Annotated in this window: 20 protein-coding genes; 9 read left to right on the forward strand and 11 right to left on the reverse strand. The window is 36.2% G+C overall.

All coding sequences use genetic code 11. From position 1 onward, the window contains the following. Positions 1–79: 79 nt before the first annotated feature. Positions 80–790 (reverse strand): FISUMP domain-containing protein, encoded by a 711-nt coding sequence (locus A3EM_RS45880; protein ID WP_020529189.1) that lies wholly within the window; start codon positions 788–790, stop codon positions 80–82. Positions 791–1374: 584 nt separating this feature from the next. Then, positions 1375–1617, reverse strand: coding sequence for a hypothetical protein (locus A3EM_RS0115760; protein ID WP_020529190.1), 243 nt, complete (start codon positions 1615–1617; stop codon positions 1375–1377). A 377-nt stretch (positions 1618–1994) separates the two neighbouring features. Here A3EM_RS0115760 and A3EM_RS0115765 point away from each other — a divergent pair, with 377 nt between their 5' ends. From A3EM_RS0115765 to A3EM_RS0115790, 5 genes are all read left to right on the forward strand, one after another. Next, complete coding sequence (locus A3EM_RS0115765; protein ID WP_020529191.1) at positions 1995–2789, forward strand: SDR family NAD(P)-dependent oxidoreductase; 795 nt, start codon at positions 1995–1997, stop codon at positions 2787–2789. 14 nt (positions 2790–2803) lie between these two features. Continuing rightward, on the forward strand, positions 2804–3661 hold the full coding sequence (locus A3EM_RS0115770) for a fumarylacetoacetate hydrolase family protein (RefSeq protein WP_020529192.1): 858 nt from the start codon (positions 2804–2806) through the stop codon (positions 3659–3661). A 222-nt stretch (positions 3662–3883) separates the two neighbouring features. Continuing rightward, positions 3884–4237: an L-rhamnose mutarotase gene (locus tag A3EM_RS0115780; RefSeq protein ID WP_020529194.1), complete on the forward strand. Its 354-nt coding sequence runs from the start codon at positions 3884–3886 to the stop codon at positions 4235–4237. A 19-nt stretch (positions 4238–4256) separates the two neighbouring features. Further along, entirely contained in the window at positions 4257–5096 is an 840-nt protein-coding gene (locus A3EM_RS0115785) for an amidohydrolase family protein (RefSeq protein WP_020529195.1), read from the forward strand. 39 nt (positions 5097–5135) lie between these two features. Next, positions 5136–5921: an L-fucose dehydrogenase gene (locus A3EM_RS0115790; RefSeq protein WP_020529196.1), complete on the forward strand. Its 786-nt coding sequence runs from the start codon at positions 5136–5138 to the stop codon at positions 5919–5921. Between the two features lie 98 nt (positions 5922–6019). On the opposite strand, the gene A3EM_RS0115795 is transcribed toward A3EM_RS0115790, so the two are convergent. After that, positions 6020–6400: a hypothetical protein gene (locus A3EM_RS0115795; protein ID WP_020529197.1), complete on the reverse strand. Its 381-nt coding sequence runs from the start codon at positions 6398–6400 to the stop codon at positions 6020–6022. Positions 6401–6608: 208 nt separating this feature from the next. Further along, positions 6609–8216: an alpha/beta hydrolase family protein gene (locus tag A3EM_RS0115805; protein WP_020529199.1), complete on the reverse strand. Its 1608-nt coding sequence runs from the start codon at positions 8214–8216 to the stop codon at positions 6609–6611. Between the two features lie 154 nt (positions 8217–8370). Here A3EM_RS0115805 and A3EM_RS47575 point away from each other — a divergent pair, with 154 nt between their 5' ends. Then, entirely contained in the window at positions 8371–8547 is a 177-nt protein-coding gene (locus A3EM_RS47575) for a hypothetical protein (RefSeq protein WP_020529201.1), read from the forward strand. On the opposite strand, the gene A3EM_RS0115815 is transcribed toward A3EM_RS47575, so the two are convergent. Then, a complete protein-coding gene (locus tag A3EM_RS0115815) occupies positions 8544–9656 on the reverse strand; it encodes a hypothetical protein (RefSeq protein ID WP_020529202.1) in 1113 nt (370 codons plus the stop codon). The genes A3EM_RS47575 and A3EM_RS0115815 overlap by 4 nt on opposite strands. Positions 9657–9688: 32 nt before the next feature. Beyond that, positions 9689–10213: a hypothetical protein gene (locus tag A3EM_RS0115820; protein WP_020529203.1), complete on the reverse strand. Its 525-nt coding sequence runs from the start codon at positions 10211–10213 to the stop codon at positions 9689–9691. Between the two features lie 238 nt (positions 10214–10451). Between A3EM_RS0115820 and A3EM_RS0115825 the strand changes: the two genes are divergently transcribed. Next, the gene (locus A3EM_RS0115825; protein ID WP_020529204.1) at positions 10452–11210 is read left to right on the forward strand and encodes an alpha/beta fold hydrolase; all 759 of its coding nucleotides are present in this window, start codon (positions 10452–10454) and stop codon (positions 11208–11210) included. Positions 11211–11228: 18 nt separating this feature from the next. Here the strand turns inward: A3EM_RS0115825 and A3EM_RS0115830 are convergent, their stop codons facing one another. The 5 genes from A3EM_RS0115830 to A3EM_RS0115855 form a co-directional block, all read right to left on the reverse strand. Further along, positions 11229–12776: a hydroxymethylglutaryl-CoA reductase gene (locus tag A3EM_RS0115830; RefSeq protein WP_020529205.1), complete on the reverse strand. Its 1548-nt coding sequence runs from the start codon at positions 12774–12776 to the stop codon at positions 11229–11231. Positions 12777–13199: 423 nt separating this feature from the next. Next, positions 13200–14690: a sensor histidine kinase gene (locus tag A3EM_RS0115840; RefSeq protein WP_020529207.1), complete on the reverse strand. Its 1491-nt coding sequence runs from the start codon at positions 14688–14690 to the stop codon at positions 13200–13202. A 112-nt stretch (positions 14691–14802) separates the two neighbouring features. After that, positions 14803–16158 carry a lysophospholipid acyltransferase family protein gene (locus A3EM_RS0115845; RefSeq protein WP_020529208.1) on the reverse strand — a complete coding sequence of 452 codons (1356 nt, stop codon included), beginning with the start codon at positions 16156–16158 and terminating at the stop codon, positions 14803–14805. A gap of 216 nt (positions 16159–16374) precedes the next feature. Next, on the reverse strand, positions 16375–16626 hold the full coding sequence (locus A3EM_RS0115850) for a hypothetical protein (protein ID WP_020529209.1): 252 nt from the start codon (positions 16624–16626) through the stop codon (positions 16375–16377). Positions 16627–16629: 3 nt separating this feature from the next. After that, positions 16630–17964, reverse strand: coding sequence for a dihydrolipoamide acetyltransferase family protein (locus A3EM_RS0115855; RefSeq protein WP_020529210.1), 1335 nt, complete (start codon positions 17962–17964; stop codon positions 16630–16632). Positions 17965–18447: 483 nt separating this feature from the next. On the opposite strand from A3EM_RS0115855, the gene A3EM_RS0115860 reads away from it, so the two are divergent. Together A3EM_RS0115860 and A3EM_RS0115865 are read left to right on the forward strand one after the other, a co-directional pair. Next, positions 18448–19074 (forward strand): RNA polymerase sigma factor, encoded by a 627-nt coding sequence (locus A3EM_RS0115860; protein WP_020529211.1) that lies wholly within the window; start codon positions 18448–18450, stop codon positions 19072–19074. Then, positions 19049–20401, forward strand: a complete 1353-nt coding sequence (locus A3EM_RS0115865) for a hypothetical protein (RefSeq protein ID WP_020529212.1) — start codon at positions 19049–19051, stop codon at positions 20399–20401. Before A3EM_RS0115860 ends, A3EM_RS0115865 begins: the two co-directional genes overlap by 26 nt. The last annotated feature ends 2 nt before the right edge of the window (positions 20402–20403 follow it).

A 20403-nucleotide genomic window follows, 5' to 3' on the forward strand; every position in this document is an offset into this window, starting at 1 on the left:
AAAGAGTGAAAATCGTGCAAAATAAAAAAGGGGAAAACTTTTCAGTGCATTCCCCTTTTACAAATAACTTCTATTATTTTCAGTCTTTAACGCACCTGCAACTTAAGCCTACATCCTCTGTAATGTATTCATATAACGGATCTTGAGCTGGCTTCACGACTACTAATTGATCTGAAGCATTAAATTCATATTCCAAACCGGTTTGGGAATCACTGTTTTTCACACCCCAATAACTGCCATAGTTACTAATTGCAGTAAATTTTTTCTTGAGGTTCCTTCTACCTCCAAATCTGGCATCAAAACCACTGATACCTGTATGTTTCAATCTTCCTGCGGCAAGCCGTTTTCCTCCAAATTTTGTGGCTAATAGCATCCACTCATCATGTGTGGGTAAATGCCAGCCTTCCGGGCAGGCTTTTTTAGCCGCTTCAATGGTATAAAGTCTTCCATATTGTTCGGCAAAATCTGGGTTATTATCATAATAAAAAGACCCGGGAATGTCATAATCAAGGTTTTGAGTCATCCAGGTTTTTTTTATTTCTGCTCCGCTTTCTGCAGCAAGCACGATGGTCATGGCTTTATAGGTTTTTCCATCTCTTGAATCTGAGAATTCTCCATACTCTATTCTTTTCTCCATTTTTTCCCTTTCAAGATCTTCTAAATTCGCTATAGGTATTTCATTTCTGCTCACTACCATTGCATTGCTGGATCCACCCGGAACCTGGGCAAAACTTACATAGCCAAATACAACAAATAACAGAGTGAGTTTTAGTTTCAGCAACTTTTTCATTTCTAGTTTTAATTAGTTCAAAAATTTAATCAATTACTCAGGTGGTTAGAAAATCTACAATTTTCATTTCCTAAGAAGTTAAAATTCAGCTGGTTATTCTTATTATTTAAATATAAAGATTGGTATAAAAAAATATACTAATTAATTATATTAATAAAAATTCTAGTTTTAGGTATCTGGATTTGGAAGATGAAATGTAGAAAAATTATGCAATATCTTCAAAAATCTTTCATCTTATTAAGTAACACGATTAAATCAAAAACCGGTCCTTTTAATAAACTTATCTTTAGGCAAAGTGTTGGAAACTCACTTAAATCGCCTCAGATTGTCGTAGTTTATCGGCTATAAAGCCCTTTATAAAAGGCCTAATGTCAATAATTGATTAGGGATACAAGGCTCCCACTTTTTTTTTTGAAAAAATAAGGACAAACCATAAATGCTTTCAATTTCATCAAATGTTAATCCTTCTTTTTAATTCCAATTTCCCAATTCTGCAAGTTTGTTTTCAGTACAACGGGTCATAAACCGTCTTAAATAAAAAAGCCATTCAGTAAAAATGAATGGCTTGACCTATAAAATTTTTGCTAGTGATGTTTGTGAAATTTTTTCATTTTTTTCCTCTTCTTCTTCTTTAACCTCAGGAAAGTAAGGTATTCTGCGGCAAAAAATGTTATTACCAATAAAGTTAAGGCCATTACTTTGTCTACATTTGAAGAAGAGATATCAAACTTATTCAATAGGATAAATAAAATTACTCCTATCAATAAAATAACAGCTGATTTTTTCTTCCTTTTGAGGTGTATGCCTTGTGTGTTTATCCATTCCATAGCTTTATAATTTTTTAATGTTGATAAAAATTCATGTATGCACTCCTAATCCTTCTCTGTCATTCATTAAATTTATGATTTCATGACAGCAGACCTGCACGATTTTAGTATTACCATGCTGCTCAACCTTTAATGCAAACGACATAAATCATATTTTATTAACACAAAGTTAACATTAAATTAACATAAAATCAATTTTTAGTTCATCGATAAACCCCTCAATTCATATTAATTATTTTTTAATATCTCCTGCGCGCCTTAACTTTATGCTCCAGTTTTTTTAGGATAGAGGTAACATCTCTACTTTTTTGAGTATTTAATCTTGCCTGCATTCAGGAAAATTGGATTTAATAAATTGACTAATTTTTTATTATTCTATGGAAAATGGAACACTGCCCTTCGACCTTACAGGAAAAATAGCATTAGTTACCGGAGGAGGAAGTGGAATAGGTGAAAGTATATCCATGACACTTGCCAAACATGGAGCAAATGTTCAGATAATTGAACTAAATAAAGAAAATGCAGAAGTAGTTGTCGGAAAAATTAAAGAAGCTGGAGGATTAGCCAAAAGCCATTCTTGTAATGTTGCCAATCAGGAGGAAGTTTTAAAAGTTGTAGAGGATATATTTAGTGACACCGGCCAGATAAATATCTTAGTAAATAATGCCGGAATTGCCCATATAGGGAATGTAGAAAACACTTCTGAAACAGATTTAGACAGGATTTATGGGGTAAATATCAAGGGTGTGTATAATTGCCTTCATGCCTGTATACCCAAAATGAAAGCTTCAGGAGGTGGCTCAATTATCAACATGGCTTCTATTGCTTCATATTTGGGAATACCAGATCGGTTTGCCTACTCCATGAGCAAGGGGGCCACTATGACCATGACCTATTCGGTAGCCTGCGATTACATAAAGGATAATATCAGGTGCAATGCTATTGCCCCCGCAAGAGTCCATACTCCATTTGTAGATGGGTTTTTAGCCAAAAATTATCCCGGGAAAGAAAAAGAAATGTTCGAAAACCTTTCTAAAACCCAGCCTATTGGCAGAATGGGAAAGCCAGAAGAAATAGCTCATTTAACCCTTTACCTATGCTCTGATGAGGCTTCTTTTATTACCGGAGGCATTTATCCTATTGATGGAGGGTTTTCTAATATTAAACTATAAAACAAATTTAAACTATGAAACTAATAAGATTTGGAGATGCAGGTCAGGAAAAGCCCGGTTTGATTCTCGAAAATGGAAAAAAAATTGATGTTAGCGGGTTTGGGGAAGATTTCACAGAAGAATTTTTAACCAATGATGGAATCAGCAGACTTTCGGCCTGGTTAAAGGATAATCAGGATTCTTGTCCTGAGGTAGGAGATGAAATTAGGTTTGGTGCCCCTATCTATAAGCCTGGTAAAATTGTTTGTATAGGTTTAAATTATGCTCTCCATGCGAAAGAAAGTGGAATGGAGCCCCCAAAAGAACCAGTTGTTTTCTTTAAGGCAACTTCCTCTTTGGTTGGACCAAATGATGACGTAATCATTCCAAAAAATTCAAAGAAAACGGATTGGGAAGTGGAATTGGCTGTAGTTATTGGAAAAAAAGCTTCCTATGTGAGTAAAGAAGAAGCGCTGGATTATGTAGCCGGATATTGCCTTCACAATGATTATAGTGAAAGAGAATTTCAATTAGAAAAAGGCGGCCAATGGGTGAAAGGAAAAAGCTGTGATACATTTGCCCCACTTGGGCCATATATAGCCACCAAAGACGAAATTCCTAACCCTCATAACCTAAGGCTTTGGCTCAAATTGAATGGGGAAACCATGCAGGATGGAAATACTTCAGATTTTATTTTTGATGTTCCCACTGTTATAAGTTACCTAAGCCAGTATATGTCATTACTTCCAGGTGATATCATTTCCACTGGAACTCCCTCAGGAGTGGGACTGGGATTTAATCCTCCAAAATATTTAAAACCTGGTGATGTAGTTGAACTTGGAATTGATGGCCTTGGTTCATCAAAACAAAACCTGAAAGCCTACGAAGGTTAGAAACTAAATATAAGGGATTGCGAAAGAAGACTGAAAATTCATTAAAGCTATGAAGTTTTCAGTCTTCTTTTTTTTAGGTTTATTTTCTGAAAACGTTTTCCTTGAAGAGTTCCAAATTTTTCCCCATCTTTCCATTCTGATAGGAACTTTTAACTAGGTTTGATATAATTGTAAATAAGGAAATCTAACCCGAAAAATAGGGAAAGAACATAAATTTTAAACATGAAAATATTTGCACAAACACTCAATCTGAAGGATGATCCGGAAATCATTAAACAATACGTGGCCTACCATAAAAGTACATGGCCCGAAGTGTTAAAATCGCTTCATTCGGTTGGTGTAATTGATATGAAAATTTTTCTTTTGGGAAGAAGGTTGTTCATGTATATGACGGCAACTGATTCCTTCAATCCTAATGTAGATTTCCCAAAATACCTTACCCTGCACCCAAAATGCCAGGAATGGGAAGACCTGATGGGTACATTTCAGGAGCCGGTAGAAGAAGCAAAGGAAGGGGAAAAATGGGCCATGATGGATCAGGTATTTGATATGGAAGCACAAATGAAAGCATTGTAAAATTTCAAGATATAGGGATATGAAAAATATGAAAATAGATGCTCACCAACATTTCTGGAAATACACTCCAGAAACTCATCCTTGGATTACGGATGATTTGGCGGTAATTAAAAAAGACTTTTTTCCTGAGGATTTGGAGAAAGAATTGAAAAAAACCGGATTTGATGGATGTATTTCAGTTCAGGCAAGTCAGACTTTAGAGGAAAACGATTTTCTGCTTGGGCTGGCCAAATCCAATAAATTCATTAAAGGAGTAGTGGGATGGGTGGATTTGCAGTCACCAGAAGTTGAAGATCAGCTTTATAAGTATGCCAACGAAAAGAAATTTGTTGGGGTAAGACACGTAGTTCAAGATGAGCCAGATGATAACTTTTTACTGAGAGAGAATTTCCTGAAAGGAGTTAATCAATTGCACAGGTTTGATTTAACTTATGATATACTCACTTTCCCTAAACACTTAAAGGTGGCTTCAAAGTTTGTAAGTAAATTTCCTGATCAAAAATTTGTACTCGATCACATCTCCAAACCATTCATTAAAGATGGAAAAATCTCTCCATGGGATGAGGACATTAAGGAACTTTCAAAATTTGAAAATGTCAGTTGTAAATTATCGGGGATGGTGACTGAGGCCAACTGGAATAATTGGACAAAGTCTGATTTTAAACCCTATTTGGATACCATTCTGGAGGCATTCGGTACGGAAAGGTTAATGATTGGTTCAGACTGGCCGGTTTGTAAATTATCCGGAGATTATGAGGAGGTGATGGAAATTGTAACAGATTATATCGGTTCCCTTTCCAAATTAGAACAAAAGCAAATTCTCGGTGAAAATGCGATAGAATTTTATGGTCTGTCTTAAGGAATCCAGGCCTGGTTACCCATTAAAACATCAATATAAATGGATTTAAAATTAAAAGATAAGGTAGTTATAATAACAGGAGGAACCAGTGGTATAGGGAAAGGAATTGCTATTTCCTTTGCCAGAGAAGGTGCCATCCCGGTAGTAATCGGAAGAAGGGAAAATATTGGAGTTAAACTGGTTGAGGAACTGAAAAGTGAATTTGGGATTGAGGCATTGTTTATTCAGGCCGATTTATCGGAAATTCCTGCCAGCAAAATGGTAATTGAAAAAACTTTAGAAAAATTTGACCGAATTGATGTACTGGTTAATAATGCCGGAGGAAATGATGGAATTGGTACTGATTCCAGTCCTGAAGAATTTTTGGCTTCCCTAAACCGTAATCTTACTCACTATTTTTCTTTGGTTCATTACGCAAAACCGGCTTTAATCAAAACGAAAGGTAATATTATAAATATCGGATCTAAGGTAGCCAATACCGGCCAGGGAGGCACCTCGGGTTACGCAGCATCCAAAGGTGGAATTCAAGCTTTAACAAGGGAATGGGCCGTAGATTTATTGGAATATAATATTCGGGTAAATGAGGTAATTCCTGCAGAAGCCTGGACTGAAATGTATGAAAACTGGATTAACAGTTTTCCAAATCCCAAGGAAAAATTACAAACAATCACCCAGCGGATTCCTCTTGGAAATAGAATGACAACTGTAGAAGAACTGGCAGATACAGTTGTATTTTTGGCATCGGAAAAAGCCAGCCACATTACCGCTCAGCATATTTATGTGGATGGAGGTTATACTCATCTGGATCGCTCTATTGGTAGTTAACAATTCAGTATTTCCAGACAAAAGCAAAAATGCCAATACACTTTAGGGTTATTGGCATTTTTTTCTCAATAATTATTGAGCTCCGTAAACGGTATATTTTAGATTTTCACTAAAGTAGCATTGATGTTGTGCTGCGTAATTAGTTCCTGGGTAAATCTCATAGTACCTGAAGGAACAAATATTTTAAAAATTCCCTCTTTCATTTTAGCCAGTGTGTCAATTAATTTCCACTTACTTACAAGTGGCTCTGTGTCAGTAACTTTACAGGAAATTTCGAAGTACGCTTTTAAGCCATTTCTGTTTTTGGCTGTAGCATCTGGGATAAAAACCTGATCTGTAGTTCGGTTTACTAGCTTGGCAGGAGGTTCCATACCTTCAAAATCAGCTTTAATTTCGTCAAATCCAGTTTTCTTAATATTCGAGATAGCCTTTTCTAATAATTTCTGATAACTGTTTTGTTTACGATATTCTTCTAACATCAATTAATGGTTTTAATTAAAATAAAAAAACAAGTAATAATAGCTCGCTTTGTGATTAGGATAGTTTTTGAAAGGGTTTTTGCAGGTAAAAATCAAAAAATTAAACAACCCTTTCTTTATATACGAAAAAAAAGGAGAAATAACAAATAAAACTTGAACTTTTAAGTTTTAAGTAGATTTTCCAGTTCCAAAATCTGGCTTTTAAAACCTATTTTTTCAGGCCCGTCTGTTCTCCAATCCAATTATTTATGGTAGAAAATAAATTTTCCGGATAACCTTCAATTTCAGAAAACTGAACATCACCCCTTTTTTCTCCCAACAATAGTAAATGGTTTGCTGCTTTAAATTCCAAAATGGAATGATGGGTACCCTCCAAATACTTTTCCATCAGGGGAATATTTTCTTTGGGAGGCACTAATAAATCTTTCTCTCCATAAATAACTAATTGTGGTATTTTTAAGTTCGGAAGATAGTCCTTAGGATTGCAGGTATAATTTACCCGCCACCAGTTTATCCATTCTTTTTTATCAAATGAAGTAACATAACCCGACCAGGATTTCCCAGCCATTTTATCAGATGCCAGCTGAAAAGCTACAGAATCTACCTTGCCTCTTAGAAAATCAAACATTTTTTTCTGGTATTCCACTGCTTCATTTATTTCATCTTCAGAAAAACCATCGGCTTTCATCCTTAAAGCGCAAGCCTGATATTCCTGATCTTCAATTCCTTTTGCCGACCCGGAAATATTCACCATGAACTTAACCTTATCCGATTTTGAAGCAGCCATTGGCATAATAAATCCGGCCTGATCAATTCCCAACAATCCAATTTTCTCCTGATTAATACTTTTCTCTTTGGAGATCCTTTCCAATACGGCTTTTAAATCATTGGCCAGCTCTTCAAAACTTGCTCCCTGCAATTCTCCGGTAGATTCCCCGCAGCCTCTTTTATCATAAACCAGGGTAGCAATTCCATAATAGGGTAAGAGCAAACTAAAATCTGCAAAAGAATTATTTTCCCTGGTCTGATTCCCCCCTCCATGCACAAAAACCACAAGCGGATGCGGACCTTCGGATTGAGGAAGTGTCAGGCTGCCTTTTAATTCCACCCCCTTGTTTTCAGCAACAATGTCCTTTGGATTGGGTAAACCAGCCAACCGTTCCCCATTCAACGTTTTTCCATTATCCTCAAGGGAAAGTTTAATATTATCTTCTGTTTTGGAAAAAGTCAGGTTAAAATCTTTGGGATATGGAGCCAGCATTTTTTCCCCGGCTTCGAAAGTATTTTTGGAAGTGGGGAAGGCGACTCTTTTTTTACCAGTTTTAAAATCAAGTACTGATAATGGAGTGAGGGAAAAGTCCAGCATAAAGGGATTGACCTGAATGATATGATCTTCTTCAAGCTGATAAAAACCTACATATTCCGAGATTTGCCCCAACCCAATGGGTTCTATTTTAAAGAAATTACAAGCAAAGTCTTTTCCTCCAATATTAAAATTCCCTTTAATCTCATCTCCTTCAAGTTTTCCGGTAAATTTCCCATTTAATTCTGGTTGATCAACCTCAAATGTAATTTCAGGAGTGTTGAGGTTATATGATTTTGCCACATGCAAATCGATTCCGGTATAGTACATTTTCACCAGGAGGGCAGAATCTATGTAAAGACTTACCAGTTCGGGAAATGGTTCTTTTTCCAGGGTTCCAATCCAGGATCCTTCCAGTTTTTCATAATTATGATCGATTTTCCCGGTGCAGGAAAAACAGAAAAGTAACAAGCATGAATAAAGACTAATAGCTAAAAAAATTGGATTCCTCATATTTTTCGATTGGAAATAGTCTTCAAAGTTAAAGGGACTTGATGAATATCATAAAATTTTCGCAAAAATTCTAATACATTTCGGCAAGGAGAAGGAATTCGGAAAATTACCATAATCCTCATAAATCCTTCATTTTCAAATAATCAGAATAATCATGAAACACATAAAATTAAACCCCGGGGCAAAAGTCATTCAGTTTCTCCCTACCTACAGGTTTTTTAATGATAAAATACCTGATTTGTCGGTTATTCCATTCCATCATTTATGGAACAAAAATCAACTCAAAAGGCCAAAAACCGGGAAATCTGTCCTCCTAAAATTGGAGGTTTAGGAATTAAGAAAAACTTTTTTGAGGTAGGGGTTTTTAGGATTTCCTTTCCATATGTAACCGTCAATAATGTAATGAGCAACCTGAGGCACTGAAAGAAAAGCCAGGCAAAAAGCCTGTACCCATAAAATATTAAATGCCTGAACAGGATAAGGAAATAAACTTTCAAAAAATACGCCTTTTTCCCTGTAAAGTAGCATATCCCAAAAATACTCTTCCCCCATTGCAAAAAATAATACTACTGCTAACATGAAAAAAACATGAAGGAGCACACCTAACCTACCATTTGCGGACTGAGGCCGAACAAGCGTTTTCTTTTTTTCCACATAAAAGAAAATGAGGGTAAAGTATGGAATCCCATGAGCAATTACATTGGTAAGTGTAAATGCAAGATCGGAATTGAAATATACAATGCCTAAATACCAGTTTAAGGCTGTAGTCAACATCCAGAGTATTTTTCCAGTAAAAAACCCTTCCTTTTTTTGATGCCTGTTTAGAAGTTCCTCCCCCAGCCATCCCAGGAGGATTAACCAATATAAAACATTAGTTAGGCTGGTCACCTTTTTGAAAAAATCCCCACTGTTTAATAGCAAAAAATCGCCATCTATAAACCAGTTGAAGGCTCTGTCTCCACTAAAGTGCCAATACAAAACCGGATAAATCATAGAAAAATAAATCACCCATTTATCCCTAAATATTTTTTTTGGCATAAAATCTCCAGACCTGGCTTTGTAGAGGGCAAGAAAACCATACTGCTGTTTGATGAAATGATATAGGGCAAGGTAGGCCATAATCCGCCAGAACCAGGCCTGGGAAAATAGGGCAATCACAAATAACACAGAGAAAGCAAGAATGGGGGAAAAAATTAACAGAGGCTTGTGATTTTGGAATTCTTCCTTATCAAAATAAGTCCTGAAAATAGTGCTCCACACATGCCCTACATCTATTCCAAGGATAAAAATCACCCACACCCAAAGGGGCACCTTTGCATCCAGTACTTCCTGAGAAAGGGAAAAACAGACGATCCAGGTAAGCCAAACAGGAAGGAATAACAGACCCAAGTCAATTTTTCCGGAAAACAACCAATTTTTCTGTTTTAAAGTCCTGTTCATTGATTCTTACCCAAGAGAATTGCTTGTTCAATTTATAAATTTCTGATCAGTTCCTTTTTGTTGATCCAGATATTTAATAGCCCCAATTGATGAATTATACTGTCATTTTCTGATTTTTCAAAACTAAACGGAAAGGAATAAACCAATTCCCCATCCTCAAGTTTTTGAATATTGTCTTTCAGTGGTAAGCCATTTTGGATATTATAATGATAAGCCTCCCAAACCTGCTTTCCTTTCGAATCCCTGAACGGATTCTCCTCACAGGAGACTTCTATTTTTTCAATAAATATTTTTTCTTTGGCAGAAAGTGCGCTAAAATCTGTTTTTCCACACAATAGGGTATCCAATTTCAGATCTTTCAGGGCACTTTTTCGCAATTCTACGGCCTTGTCATAAGCTCCCTGAACTATTTGGGCATCCGTAAGCCGTTTAAATTTTCTATCTGCCATTTCCTGCTTCACTTTTTCCACATCTATATTTTTATCAGTTTCTATTTTACATGATGTTTCTGAAATAAGGAAAATAAAAACAATTAATAGGAATCTATAATCTTTCATCTTATGCATACTATTTTATGAACTTGTAAGCCAAATGGCTTTTAGTGCATGTTTAAAATTTAACTATTTCCCTACAAAATCTAAAATTTAAACACCCTCTTATAGGAACAAACCCGGAATTCATTTTTTCCTAAAAAGAATTTATTTTTCTTTATCCTAGCCTTCCCGTTTCAAAAATACAATCAAAAGGCTATTATTGTTATTACTTTTTAATCTAACATTACTTTTAAACTCTAATATGCAACTTTTTCACAGAGAAGTCGGACAAGGTTCACCACTCATTATTTTGCACGGATTATTTGGTTCTTCTGATAACTGGCTGACCATAGGCAAAGCCCTTGGAGAACATTTTAAAGTATATATGATTGACCAAAGAAACCATGGACAAACGGAAAATACGGAAGAATTTAATTATTCCCTCATGGCAGATGATCTGAAGGATTTCATAGAGGAGCATCATATTTCCAACCCTGTAATTATGGGCCATTCCATGGGGGGAAAAGTGGTGATGAAATTTATTTTAAAATACCCGGAAATTGCTATAAAAAGTATTGTAGTAGATATTGCGCCCAGGTTTTACCCTCCCCATCATCAGAAAATTTTAGAAGGGTTAAACGAAATCCCTGTCCATCAACTAAAAAGCCGAAAGGATGCGGAAATAATTTTGGCGAAACACGAACCTCAAATTGGTGTAAGGCAATTCTTATTAAAAAACCTTTACAGAAGCAGTTCCGGAGGTTTTGACTGGCGGATCAACCTTTCGGTTCTCACAGAAAAGATTGAGAATGTAGGAGAAGCCATTACCTCAGAAAGCCAATATTTGAGTCCTGTTTTGTTTATAAAAGGAGAGAAGTCCAATTATATCCTTGAAAAAGATGAAAAAGATATAGGAACACTTTTCCCCAAATATCAGCTCAAAACCATTGCCAATGCCGGCCATTGGGTGCATGCAGAGCAGCCTTCCGTTTTTATTCAGTCCGTTTTAAATTTTATTTAGAAAAAAATATAGTTTAGGTTAGCGGTTCCGGCCATATCGTTCATGGCTGGAAACCCAATCTGAGGAGGAAATAGCCGAACCAAGGGAAATTTCCCCTGCAAGTGCTACACCTGCAATAATTTCGGCCAGTTTATTTACCTTGTTTCTACCCACACAGCCCAAAACTTCCAAACATTCTTTCTGGGTGGGCAGACCGGTTCCACCACCAAAAGTTGCTACAATTAAGGACGGAATAGTTAAAGACATATACAAATCTCCCTCACTGGTAATTTCACTATAAAAAATCCCAGCTGAAGATTCTGCTACATTGGCCACATCCTGGCCGGTAGCGATAAACATTGCAGTAATGGCATTGGGTGAATGTGCCCCATTATTATTGGCGCCACATAGAAATGCCCCTATGGTAGAAATTCCGGAATGGTAATTCAGTTGTTCAGGCTCCACCCTCATATTTTGAATGAGTACATCTCGTTTCAGGGTACATTCTGCAATCACCCGCTTCCCCCTTGTACGCATAATATTTATCTGAGAAGCCTTTTTATCAGTGGCAAAATTAGATTCCAGATAGAAGTTGGTAATTCCCCCTTCAAAGTGATCTAAAATCCAGCTACAAGCCGCAAAAGTTGCCCTGCCTACCATATTTTGTCCGGCAGCATCTCCTGTGGAATAATTAAATCTGAGGTATACAAATTTATTGGTAAGATAAGGATCGATATAAAGCAGTTTAGCGATGCTGGAAGTTGCTTCAGCATGATCCCTGATTTCGTCCATATTTTCATTTACCCAACCCACAAATTCCCTGGATTGACGGGCATTCTCAAATACAAAAACAGGAGCCCTTTGCATGGCATCCCCCACTACAGTCACATAAGCACCTCCACACAGATTCAATACTTTTATTCCTCTATTATAAGAGGCCACTAAAGTGCCCTCCGAAGTGGCCAGTGGCACCAGGAATTCTCCCTTTGCATATTCGCCATTTATTTTTATAGGCCCGGCAAAGCCTAAAGGGACCTGGGAAATTCCTGTAAAATTCTCGCAATTTCCTTCGGTTTCATGCGGATCAATAGAATATTGAGAAGAATGGACCAGTTTTGCTCCGGAATAATCCTCCACAAACTTTTGTCTTTCTTTTATTATCCTTTCAGAATAATCATCATCATTATCTCTTGGGATTTTCACAATATGGTCATCACTCGCAGAAATGGAATCCTCCACTTTTAAATGCAGCTTCCCATACGATTTGGTATTAAAATCTACTTCAATTTTATACTTCCCTTCCTTCAATTCTCTTCCTTCTATTACAATCTGCAATTTTGATTTTAAAGGGAACTCCACTGGTCCGTCTTTCCCAAAATCTTCCATTTTCATCACATTTCCCTTCCCCAAATCCAGGGAAATAAGCGACTTATCAATTTCTTCTCCCGCTACTTTTATGGTGTTAATACTGATTATCTTTACATCAGTTAATCTGTTCTTTAAAGAAAATTCAAGCCCGTTAGCTGTATTTTCGAGACTTCCACGGGTATATAATTGTTTGAGAACTAAACTTGGGATTATAGTCATGATCTGTTAAGGTTTTGGTCAGAGGAAAATAATGCCATTATAAAGTTTTTCCAGGAATTTCTGCTTTGGTTTTGGCCAGGGGATTGAATTAACCCATTCAACTACCATTTCCCAGAATTTCATATGGAATAAATGGACTTCAACTAATTAAAAAATGTGTAAAAAAATAATTCTTACACTTGTTACTTTCAGTGAGTTAAGATAAGAAATTTTCCTCTCCTGCCAAATTAGCCTGGCTTTCTTTTTAAGAAAGGATTCAAAAAAAAATTCGTGGGATAACGCTGTTAAGCTTTTTAAAACGTATCGTCTAAGGCAAAAATAAAGGCATACAAAAGCTGGTTTTATTCTTTCAACTTTAAGTACCTGAGTTCCACTCCGGGAGGCAAATTATAAGATATTTATTTCTGTACAAATCCTAACTTACTAAGTGATTTTCTTGTGGGTAAATTTGAAAAGCGTAAACTCTCCGGGCTCACTTTCTACTTTAATTTCGCCTCCCATTGATTCCACCTGCAAATTGATCAGGTATAGGCCTAGGCCTTTTCCTTCCACATGAGAATGAAACCTCTGGAAAATCTGGAATAACCTTTCTCCGACCTCCTGCATATCCATCCCAAGCCCATTATCCCTGACTGTCCACCTAAAAAAGCCATCACTTTCTTTCACTGTTATATCAATCTCAGGTGTCCTTTCAGGTGACCTGTATTTTATACTATTGGAAATCAGGTTAAGTAAAATACTCCTCAGCTTATGTTTGTTCACTACTATTTCAGTCTCACAATGCCGGGTAAAGTTTATTTTTACCTTTTGAGAAATGATATCCTTTCTTAGCAAGTCAGTAATATAGTCTACCTCCTTATCCAGGTTTTCCAGTGAGGTTTTTTGGTACAATTCATTTCTAAGATCAATAATTTCATTCAGATCACTAAAAAGATCGATCATAGAATCTACTGTTTTGTACATGTAATCATATACTTCTTTATTGGCGGGGGATAATTCATTGTCTTCAAATAAATTGAGCAAACCTTTCAGACTGGTAACCGGTGATTTCAGGTTATGGGAAATGGCAAATGAAAATTGAGTCAGTTCATTTTTTTGAATCACTAATTGTTCATTGGCATTTAATAAGTTTTTTGTCCTTTCAGCCACAACCATTTCCAGTTTTTGGTTCTGATCTTCTATTATCTTTTTGGCATTTATGAGGTGGTCGTGATTGGCCCGTAATTTTTCTGATTGTGCAGTGATTTCAAAGTTTTGTTTTTCCAGTTCCAGCTTCTGGTTGTCTATTTTTTTGTAATACCTTTCATTTAGGTTCTTAAGATTAAAAATAAATCCGAAAAGGGCTAAAAAAGCCAGTCCCACCATGATATCAAAGGCAAGTTTACTGGGATCCTGATAACCAAAACTCCCCAATCCCACCCCAAGCCATTCATGAATCTGATCGCCAAATACCAACACAAAAAATCCTGGGATGGAACATAATATCATTTTTAGGAGATCTTTAGTTCTGAAAACCAGTAAAGGAAAAATAGTGGTACAAAGGGCCATAAAGCGATAAAAGAAAAAATCTTTTATCGTAACAAATTCAGGGTGAACCTGCTTATCAAATATGGATATAAACAGAATAAATAAAGGGGTTCCACAGCAAATGATGAGTTTGGAAAATTGAAATTTTCCAAGACTATTAAAAATGATATTTCCAAAATAGAAAACACCTGCTCCCAATAAAAACAACCTGGTGTTTGTCCATCCTCTGCCAGGTAAACTCACAAATAAAATTAAGATCAGGAGAAAACAGAAGGTAGCTGTTAAGAATGATATCGAATTAACCAGGATAATATTCTGTTCCTCAAGAGCATCAGAATTATGCCTCAGGCCTGTTTTCTCAATATTATTCCATATTTTTTTTATCATTTTGGGAGATCTGCAATCTAACTTCCAACTTACAACGAGAACATCCTAAGAATCTGATAAGTAACATTTTTGATTTTAGGTAATTGGCATAATCTCAGAAAATTAAAATATCTTAAAGAGAATTAGTCAAATATTCTTCTTTAGTCTCCTTAATCAAATTAAAAAGTGCTTTCCGCTGGGCTACCAAATTGAAAATGATATCTTTTCGCTTTCTAAACAGGGTGAGCAGCCTTAAATTTTTACCGGAATGCATCATAAAATTCCAATAATGCATTACAAAAAATCCTGATAAGGGAAGACTAACCCCATACAAAACCGTAAGCCAGAGCACTGAGAAAAGCTGGTAAAAAAAATAAATCTGTAAAGAATAAAACAGGGAAAATGTAAATATCCCGGTAACCATCATGATGGGAGCCAGATATTCTACATCTCTAGTAATTTTGCCGGCTACTTGAGATGGGATAATATAAGGCAAATAATTATTGATTAACCCATATACATAAACTGGGAAGCCAAGTATTAAATAAAATAAAGCACTTAACCCCTTTAAAAAAATACTTCCGCTTAAGTTCTTTTTTGTAAATACTTCATCATTCAGTTTGAGCCTTTCTATATCATTGAAATATTTTTCAATATTCAGTTTTATAGTTTCCAGCCTGCCAGGATTTTTTTCTTCAAAATAGTTAATTGCTTTAATTACCTCTTTATTCACCACAAAATCCCGCTCCTTTTTTGAAACCTCTGCTCCTTCCAAAAGTGTAGATTTGAAAATTTTTTCGATGGCCAAAACCAATTTATCTTCTTCCTCATTTCTGGTCAGGATCAAATGTTTTTCAAGTCGTGCTCTGATTTCCTCTGTTAATTTTTTTACTGCGGAATATTCATCTCCCTGGTACTCATTTTTATATTTAGAAAGTTCAATGGGTTCATCAATATTCAGGGTAACCTTACTTCTAAATCTTCTTCCATCCGAATAGTTCAGGCCTATTCCTAGAATCTTTAAATCCAGCTTAAAATCATTCTCCTTTTCAGCACCAAGAGCAATCCTGGCGGTTCCAGTTTTTATTTCCCTCAATTTTCGTTCTAAATAACTGGTCCCTTCCGGAAAGATCAGAAGTGTTCCTTCGCTTGCCAAAAACTCAAAACATTTGGCAAATACAGCTTTATTATCGGGTTTTATCCCCGGTTTTACGTCCTGTTTTCTATAAACGGGAATCATATGAAGGACTTTATTAAAAATCCAGTGCTGCAGTTTAGATCTCCCAAAAACAGTGGCGTTGGCCAAGAAATGGACTTGCTTTGGAAGAATGGAGGCAATTAACATAGGATCCATGAATGTATTGGGATGATTGGCCACAACAATTACAGGTCCTTTCCGGGGCATAAAATGTTTGTTATTAACGGAAATCTCCTTAAAGAAAATCCTTAATGCAATTTTTACAATAAGTTTGAGAAGGGCATAAATCATCTTTAGGGTTTTAGTGAAAGACCATAAGTTGAATCGACTAATTCATCCAAATTTTAGCAAATTTGATGTGATGCATTAACCGTTCACTCAAAGTGATATTTGATTTAGGTGTATATTAGTTTTACTCAATATTTTAGCAAACTGATTAAAGTAGCCTAACGATTGAACTTTCGGCCCATTTCCAGTCGATTAAAATGGGTAAAAAATTTTGCTTTCTTACAAACCCACTTTTTTTACCTTTTGCAGGTCATTTGAAGCATCTATCATTTTTACCCAAATTACCTGTTTTCCCGATTCCAATGATTCGTAATAAAACTTCCCCTCAATTTTTATGATTTTGCACTTCCCTAGTTCGTACCGAAGAGATTCCACAATATCACCTTCTTCCAATACATTATTATTTAAATCTATTAACTGAGGTTCACTTTTCGGCTTTTCCTTCTTATTCCGCTTAAAAAATCCAAACATTGGCTATATTTTTTGGGTATCATCAAATTGTTCCAGGTAATCAGCTACTTTTCTTACAAACATTCCCCCCAAAGAGCCATCCACAACCCTATGGTCGTAAGAATGGGAAAGGAACATCATTTTCCTGATTCCAATAAAATCACCCTGTGGAGTTTCAATTACAGCAGGTTTTTTCTTTATCGTTCCAAAAGCCATTATACCCACCTGCGGCTGAACCAAAATAGGTGTTCCCATTACATTACCAAAAGTACCCACATTGGAAATGGTATAGGTACCTCCAGTAAGCTCATCTGGCTTAAGTTGATTCAACCTGGCCCTTTCCGCAAGGTCATTCACTTTTAAAGCAAGACCCGATAAATTATAATGATCCGCATTTTTGATTACCGGCACGATAAGATTCCCATTCGGTAATGCCACAGCCATTCCAATATTGATGTCTTTCTTCACTATGATTTTATCCTCCTTCACAGAAATATTAATCATCGGGAAATCCTTAATGGCTTTTACAATTGCCTGAATGAAAATAGGGGTAAATGTCAGATTTGACCCTTCTCTTTCACTGAAAGCCCTTTTTTCTCTTGATCTCCAGTCAAAAACAGTAGTGAGATCAGCTTCTACAAAGGAAGTGACATGAGGAGCAATTCTTTTAGACTCTACCATTCGGTCTGCTATCATTTTCCGCATCCTGTCCATCTCAATGATTTCATCATGACCATTGAGGGATTTGGTTCGAGCTTCAGTTGGGGCCTGAGCCACAACAGGTTGAATGTTTTTATTTTCATTTGGAGTCTGTGTGGAAATACTTTGTAATTCTCTCTCAGTACCTACAGTTCCACCTTGTCTGGAAGACACATAATTAAGGATGTCATTCTTGGTAACCCTACCACCATTTCCAGTGCCGGGCACAAGTTCCAGTTCTTTTATGGTAATATTCTCCTTTTTGGCAATATTCATTACCAATGGAGAATAAAACCTTGAAGCCTCTGATTTATCGAAATTTCCCACTCCATTTGCCATTTCCATTTCTGGTTGTGGAGCTTCTGCCATTACCAATTTTTCTTCCTCCTCTACTGGTCCATCTTCAATACTCGTTTTCGACTCGGTTAAAATTCTTGCGATAGGCTTATCCACTTCTACCACATCCCCTTCATTGGCCAGAATTTCCTGTAAAACTCCGGAAAAAGGAGCCGGGACTTCTGTATCCACCTTATCGGTAGCCACTTCAAGAACTGCCTCATCTTCTTCTATCTTATCACCTGGTTGTTTAAGCCACTTCAGGATGGTACCTTCCATCACACTTTCACCCATTTTGGGCATAATCATTTCCACTAATGCCATTGTCTATCTAAATATGTGTTTATAAAAAGGGTTCAGTTTCGATCAAATAATATAATAACCTGTCAATTTTTGCATATACCTTTTGCCAAATACTTTTTTGGTTTAGGTAGTTATGCTAATTCTCTCAAATATACCTTCACCTGAGCAATAATTTTGGCATATCAATCCCCACTTTATTATTTGATGGTTACAAATAAAGAATAAATTGAAAATAATCTTCCAGAAACCGGGCATAAAAAAGTACTGGAGATAATAATAATTTAAAAATTTTGTATCGGATTTAGGCCAGAAAAAACAAAAAACCATAGCCAACCCACAAATTCTCTATCGATACAAAGGTAATAATTTTTCTTTCAAAATTGATCAAAATGTGCATCCGGGCAACTCATGCAGCGTTTTTAGAAGAGAAAGCGTACGGGTTATAAAAATAAAACCATAATCAACTAAAATTTTAGGGAAAACAATTATAAATTTGGTATAGTATTGAATGCACTGGCACTTGATCATTTAGATTCATTTGACTATCAGACCTGGATAACCTTGGATAACAGACTCTCAACAAAAGAGATTGATCTAATTAAAGGCTGCCTAAAAGGGAATGCTGTAGCACAGGAGAAATTGTATAAACATTTCTATGGCTATGTCATGTCTATTGCATTACGCTATTCATCTAATCAGGAGGAAGCCAAAGAAATTCTGAATGAAGGTTTCCTTAAAATTTTTACCAAACTCCAGCTATACGATAAATCCAAATCTTTTAAAGGTTGGGTAAGAAAAATAGTAATCAACACCTCAATTGACTATTTCAGAAGCAAACAGAAACATCTCAATCAGTGTGAACTAACGGCTGCAGCCGACTTCGAACTAGATTTCAACATTATTGACAGACTTTCTGTTAATGAATTGTTGGATTTACTTCATCAACTTCCTGAATCTTACAGACTGGTATTCAACCTGTTTGAGATTGAAGGGTATTCACATAAAGAGATAAGTGATATTTTGAAAATTCCAATTGGAACCAGCCGGTCAAATCTGACGCGGGCGAAGCAAAAATTAAGGGAAATGGTAATAAAACTTTACAATAATGAACTCGAAAGATCAATTCGATAAACACCTGGCCGATAAATTCAGGCAGGAGTTAGAAGCTTTCGAGCCTGATTATGAACCGGGAGGCTGGGAAGCTTTTCAGTCAAATTTAAAACAGGTGAAAACCAATAGTGGAACTGGCATAGCCCAAAGGGCATTTATGGCATGTGCTACTTTTCTACTGCTGTTTGTTAGCTTACCTATCGAAAATTTTTTAAACTTTTCAAATGAATTTGAATCAGACTCATCAACGGCTTCAATTATCCAAAACATTGAAAATCCAAACCTAAACGAAGAAATTATTAATTCAGAAAACTCTAATTCTGAAACCATTAGTAATCAGTCTGTTCAACAACCAAACAAGGAAGAAGAACTTGAGCAACCCATTGCTTTGTTTCACACAAATACTATAAAAACATGGAATAACCCGAAGGATTTTCAACCATCCTCCCCGGGTTTTCCTTCAAAACAACAGACTTCATTTGTTCAGCAGAATCCTGCATTATCAGTAACCAATATGTCAACTGATTTACAGGAAGAGGAGGCGCTTTACCTTTCTACCATTTCCTTCCAGAAAAGAGATCTAAATCTTTCAATTGAAAATGATGGAAAATCCTTAAGAGGTAAAAAGGTAGATTTACAAACCGGAGAAGCTAATTTTGCTTCTTTTTTCCATCGAAAATGGTCATTGAGTCTGGTAGGAATGGGATTCATGAATTATAATTCCCGAACCGATAATTACAAAGCGCTAAATGGCGGGTTAGGGATTTTGGTTAATTTACCCACTCAAAATAGATTTCAATTTGCTACCGGCCTGGTTTTACAATCATTAAACTCAAAAGCCTTTCCTGATCAATCCCAATTTGCAGCCAATCAGCCTGCTTTTGAACAAGGCAGCAGAAATGAATTCGCCTTTGATAATCTTAACGGTACGGAGGTAGTGGAACTGGTAACCAATACTGCCTCTCTGACAAGTGTAGAGATTCCGATAAATTTAAAATTTAATCTTAGCCCAAATTCAAGAACACAGTTTTATTTTTTGGGTGGTTTTTCAAGCTATTTCTATCTTAAAGAAAAAAATCATTTTAAAAGTGAAAAGTTTGAAGTTATAAGTCCAAATTCTCTGTTAGCCATCAGAAAGGTGGAAGAAACGAGAGAATATGGCGCATTTAACCATTTCGATCCGTTTGCCACCGCAACTTTAGCCTTTGGAATAGAAAAACCCGCTGGTAAAAACACTGTTTCATTCGAACCATTTTTGCGGTTGCCTATTTTTAAAATGGGAACGGAGAAAAGTCCGGTAAATACTGCAGGGTTAATCTTCAAGTACAACTTCGGGATAGGGAAATAATA

The organism is Flexithrix dorotheae DSM 6795 (genome assembly GCF_000379765.1).
GTDB classification, from domain to species: domain Bacteria; phylum Bacteroidota; class Bacteroidia; order Cytophagales; family Flammeovirgaceae; genus Flexithrix; species Flexithrix dorotheae.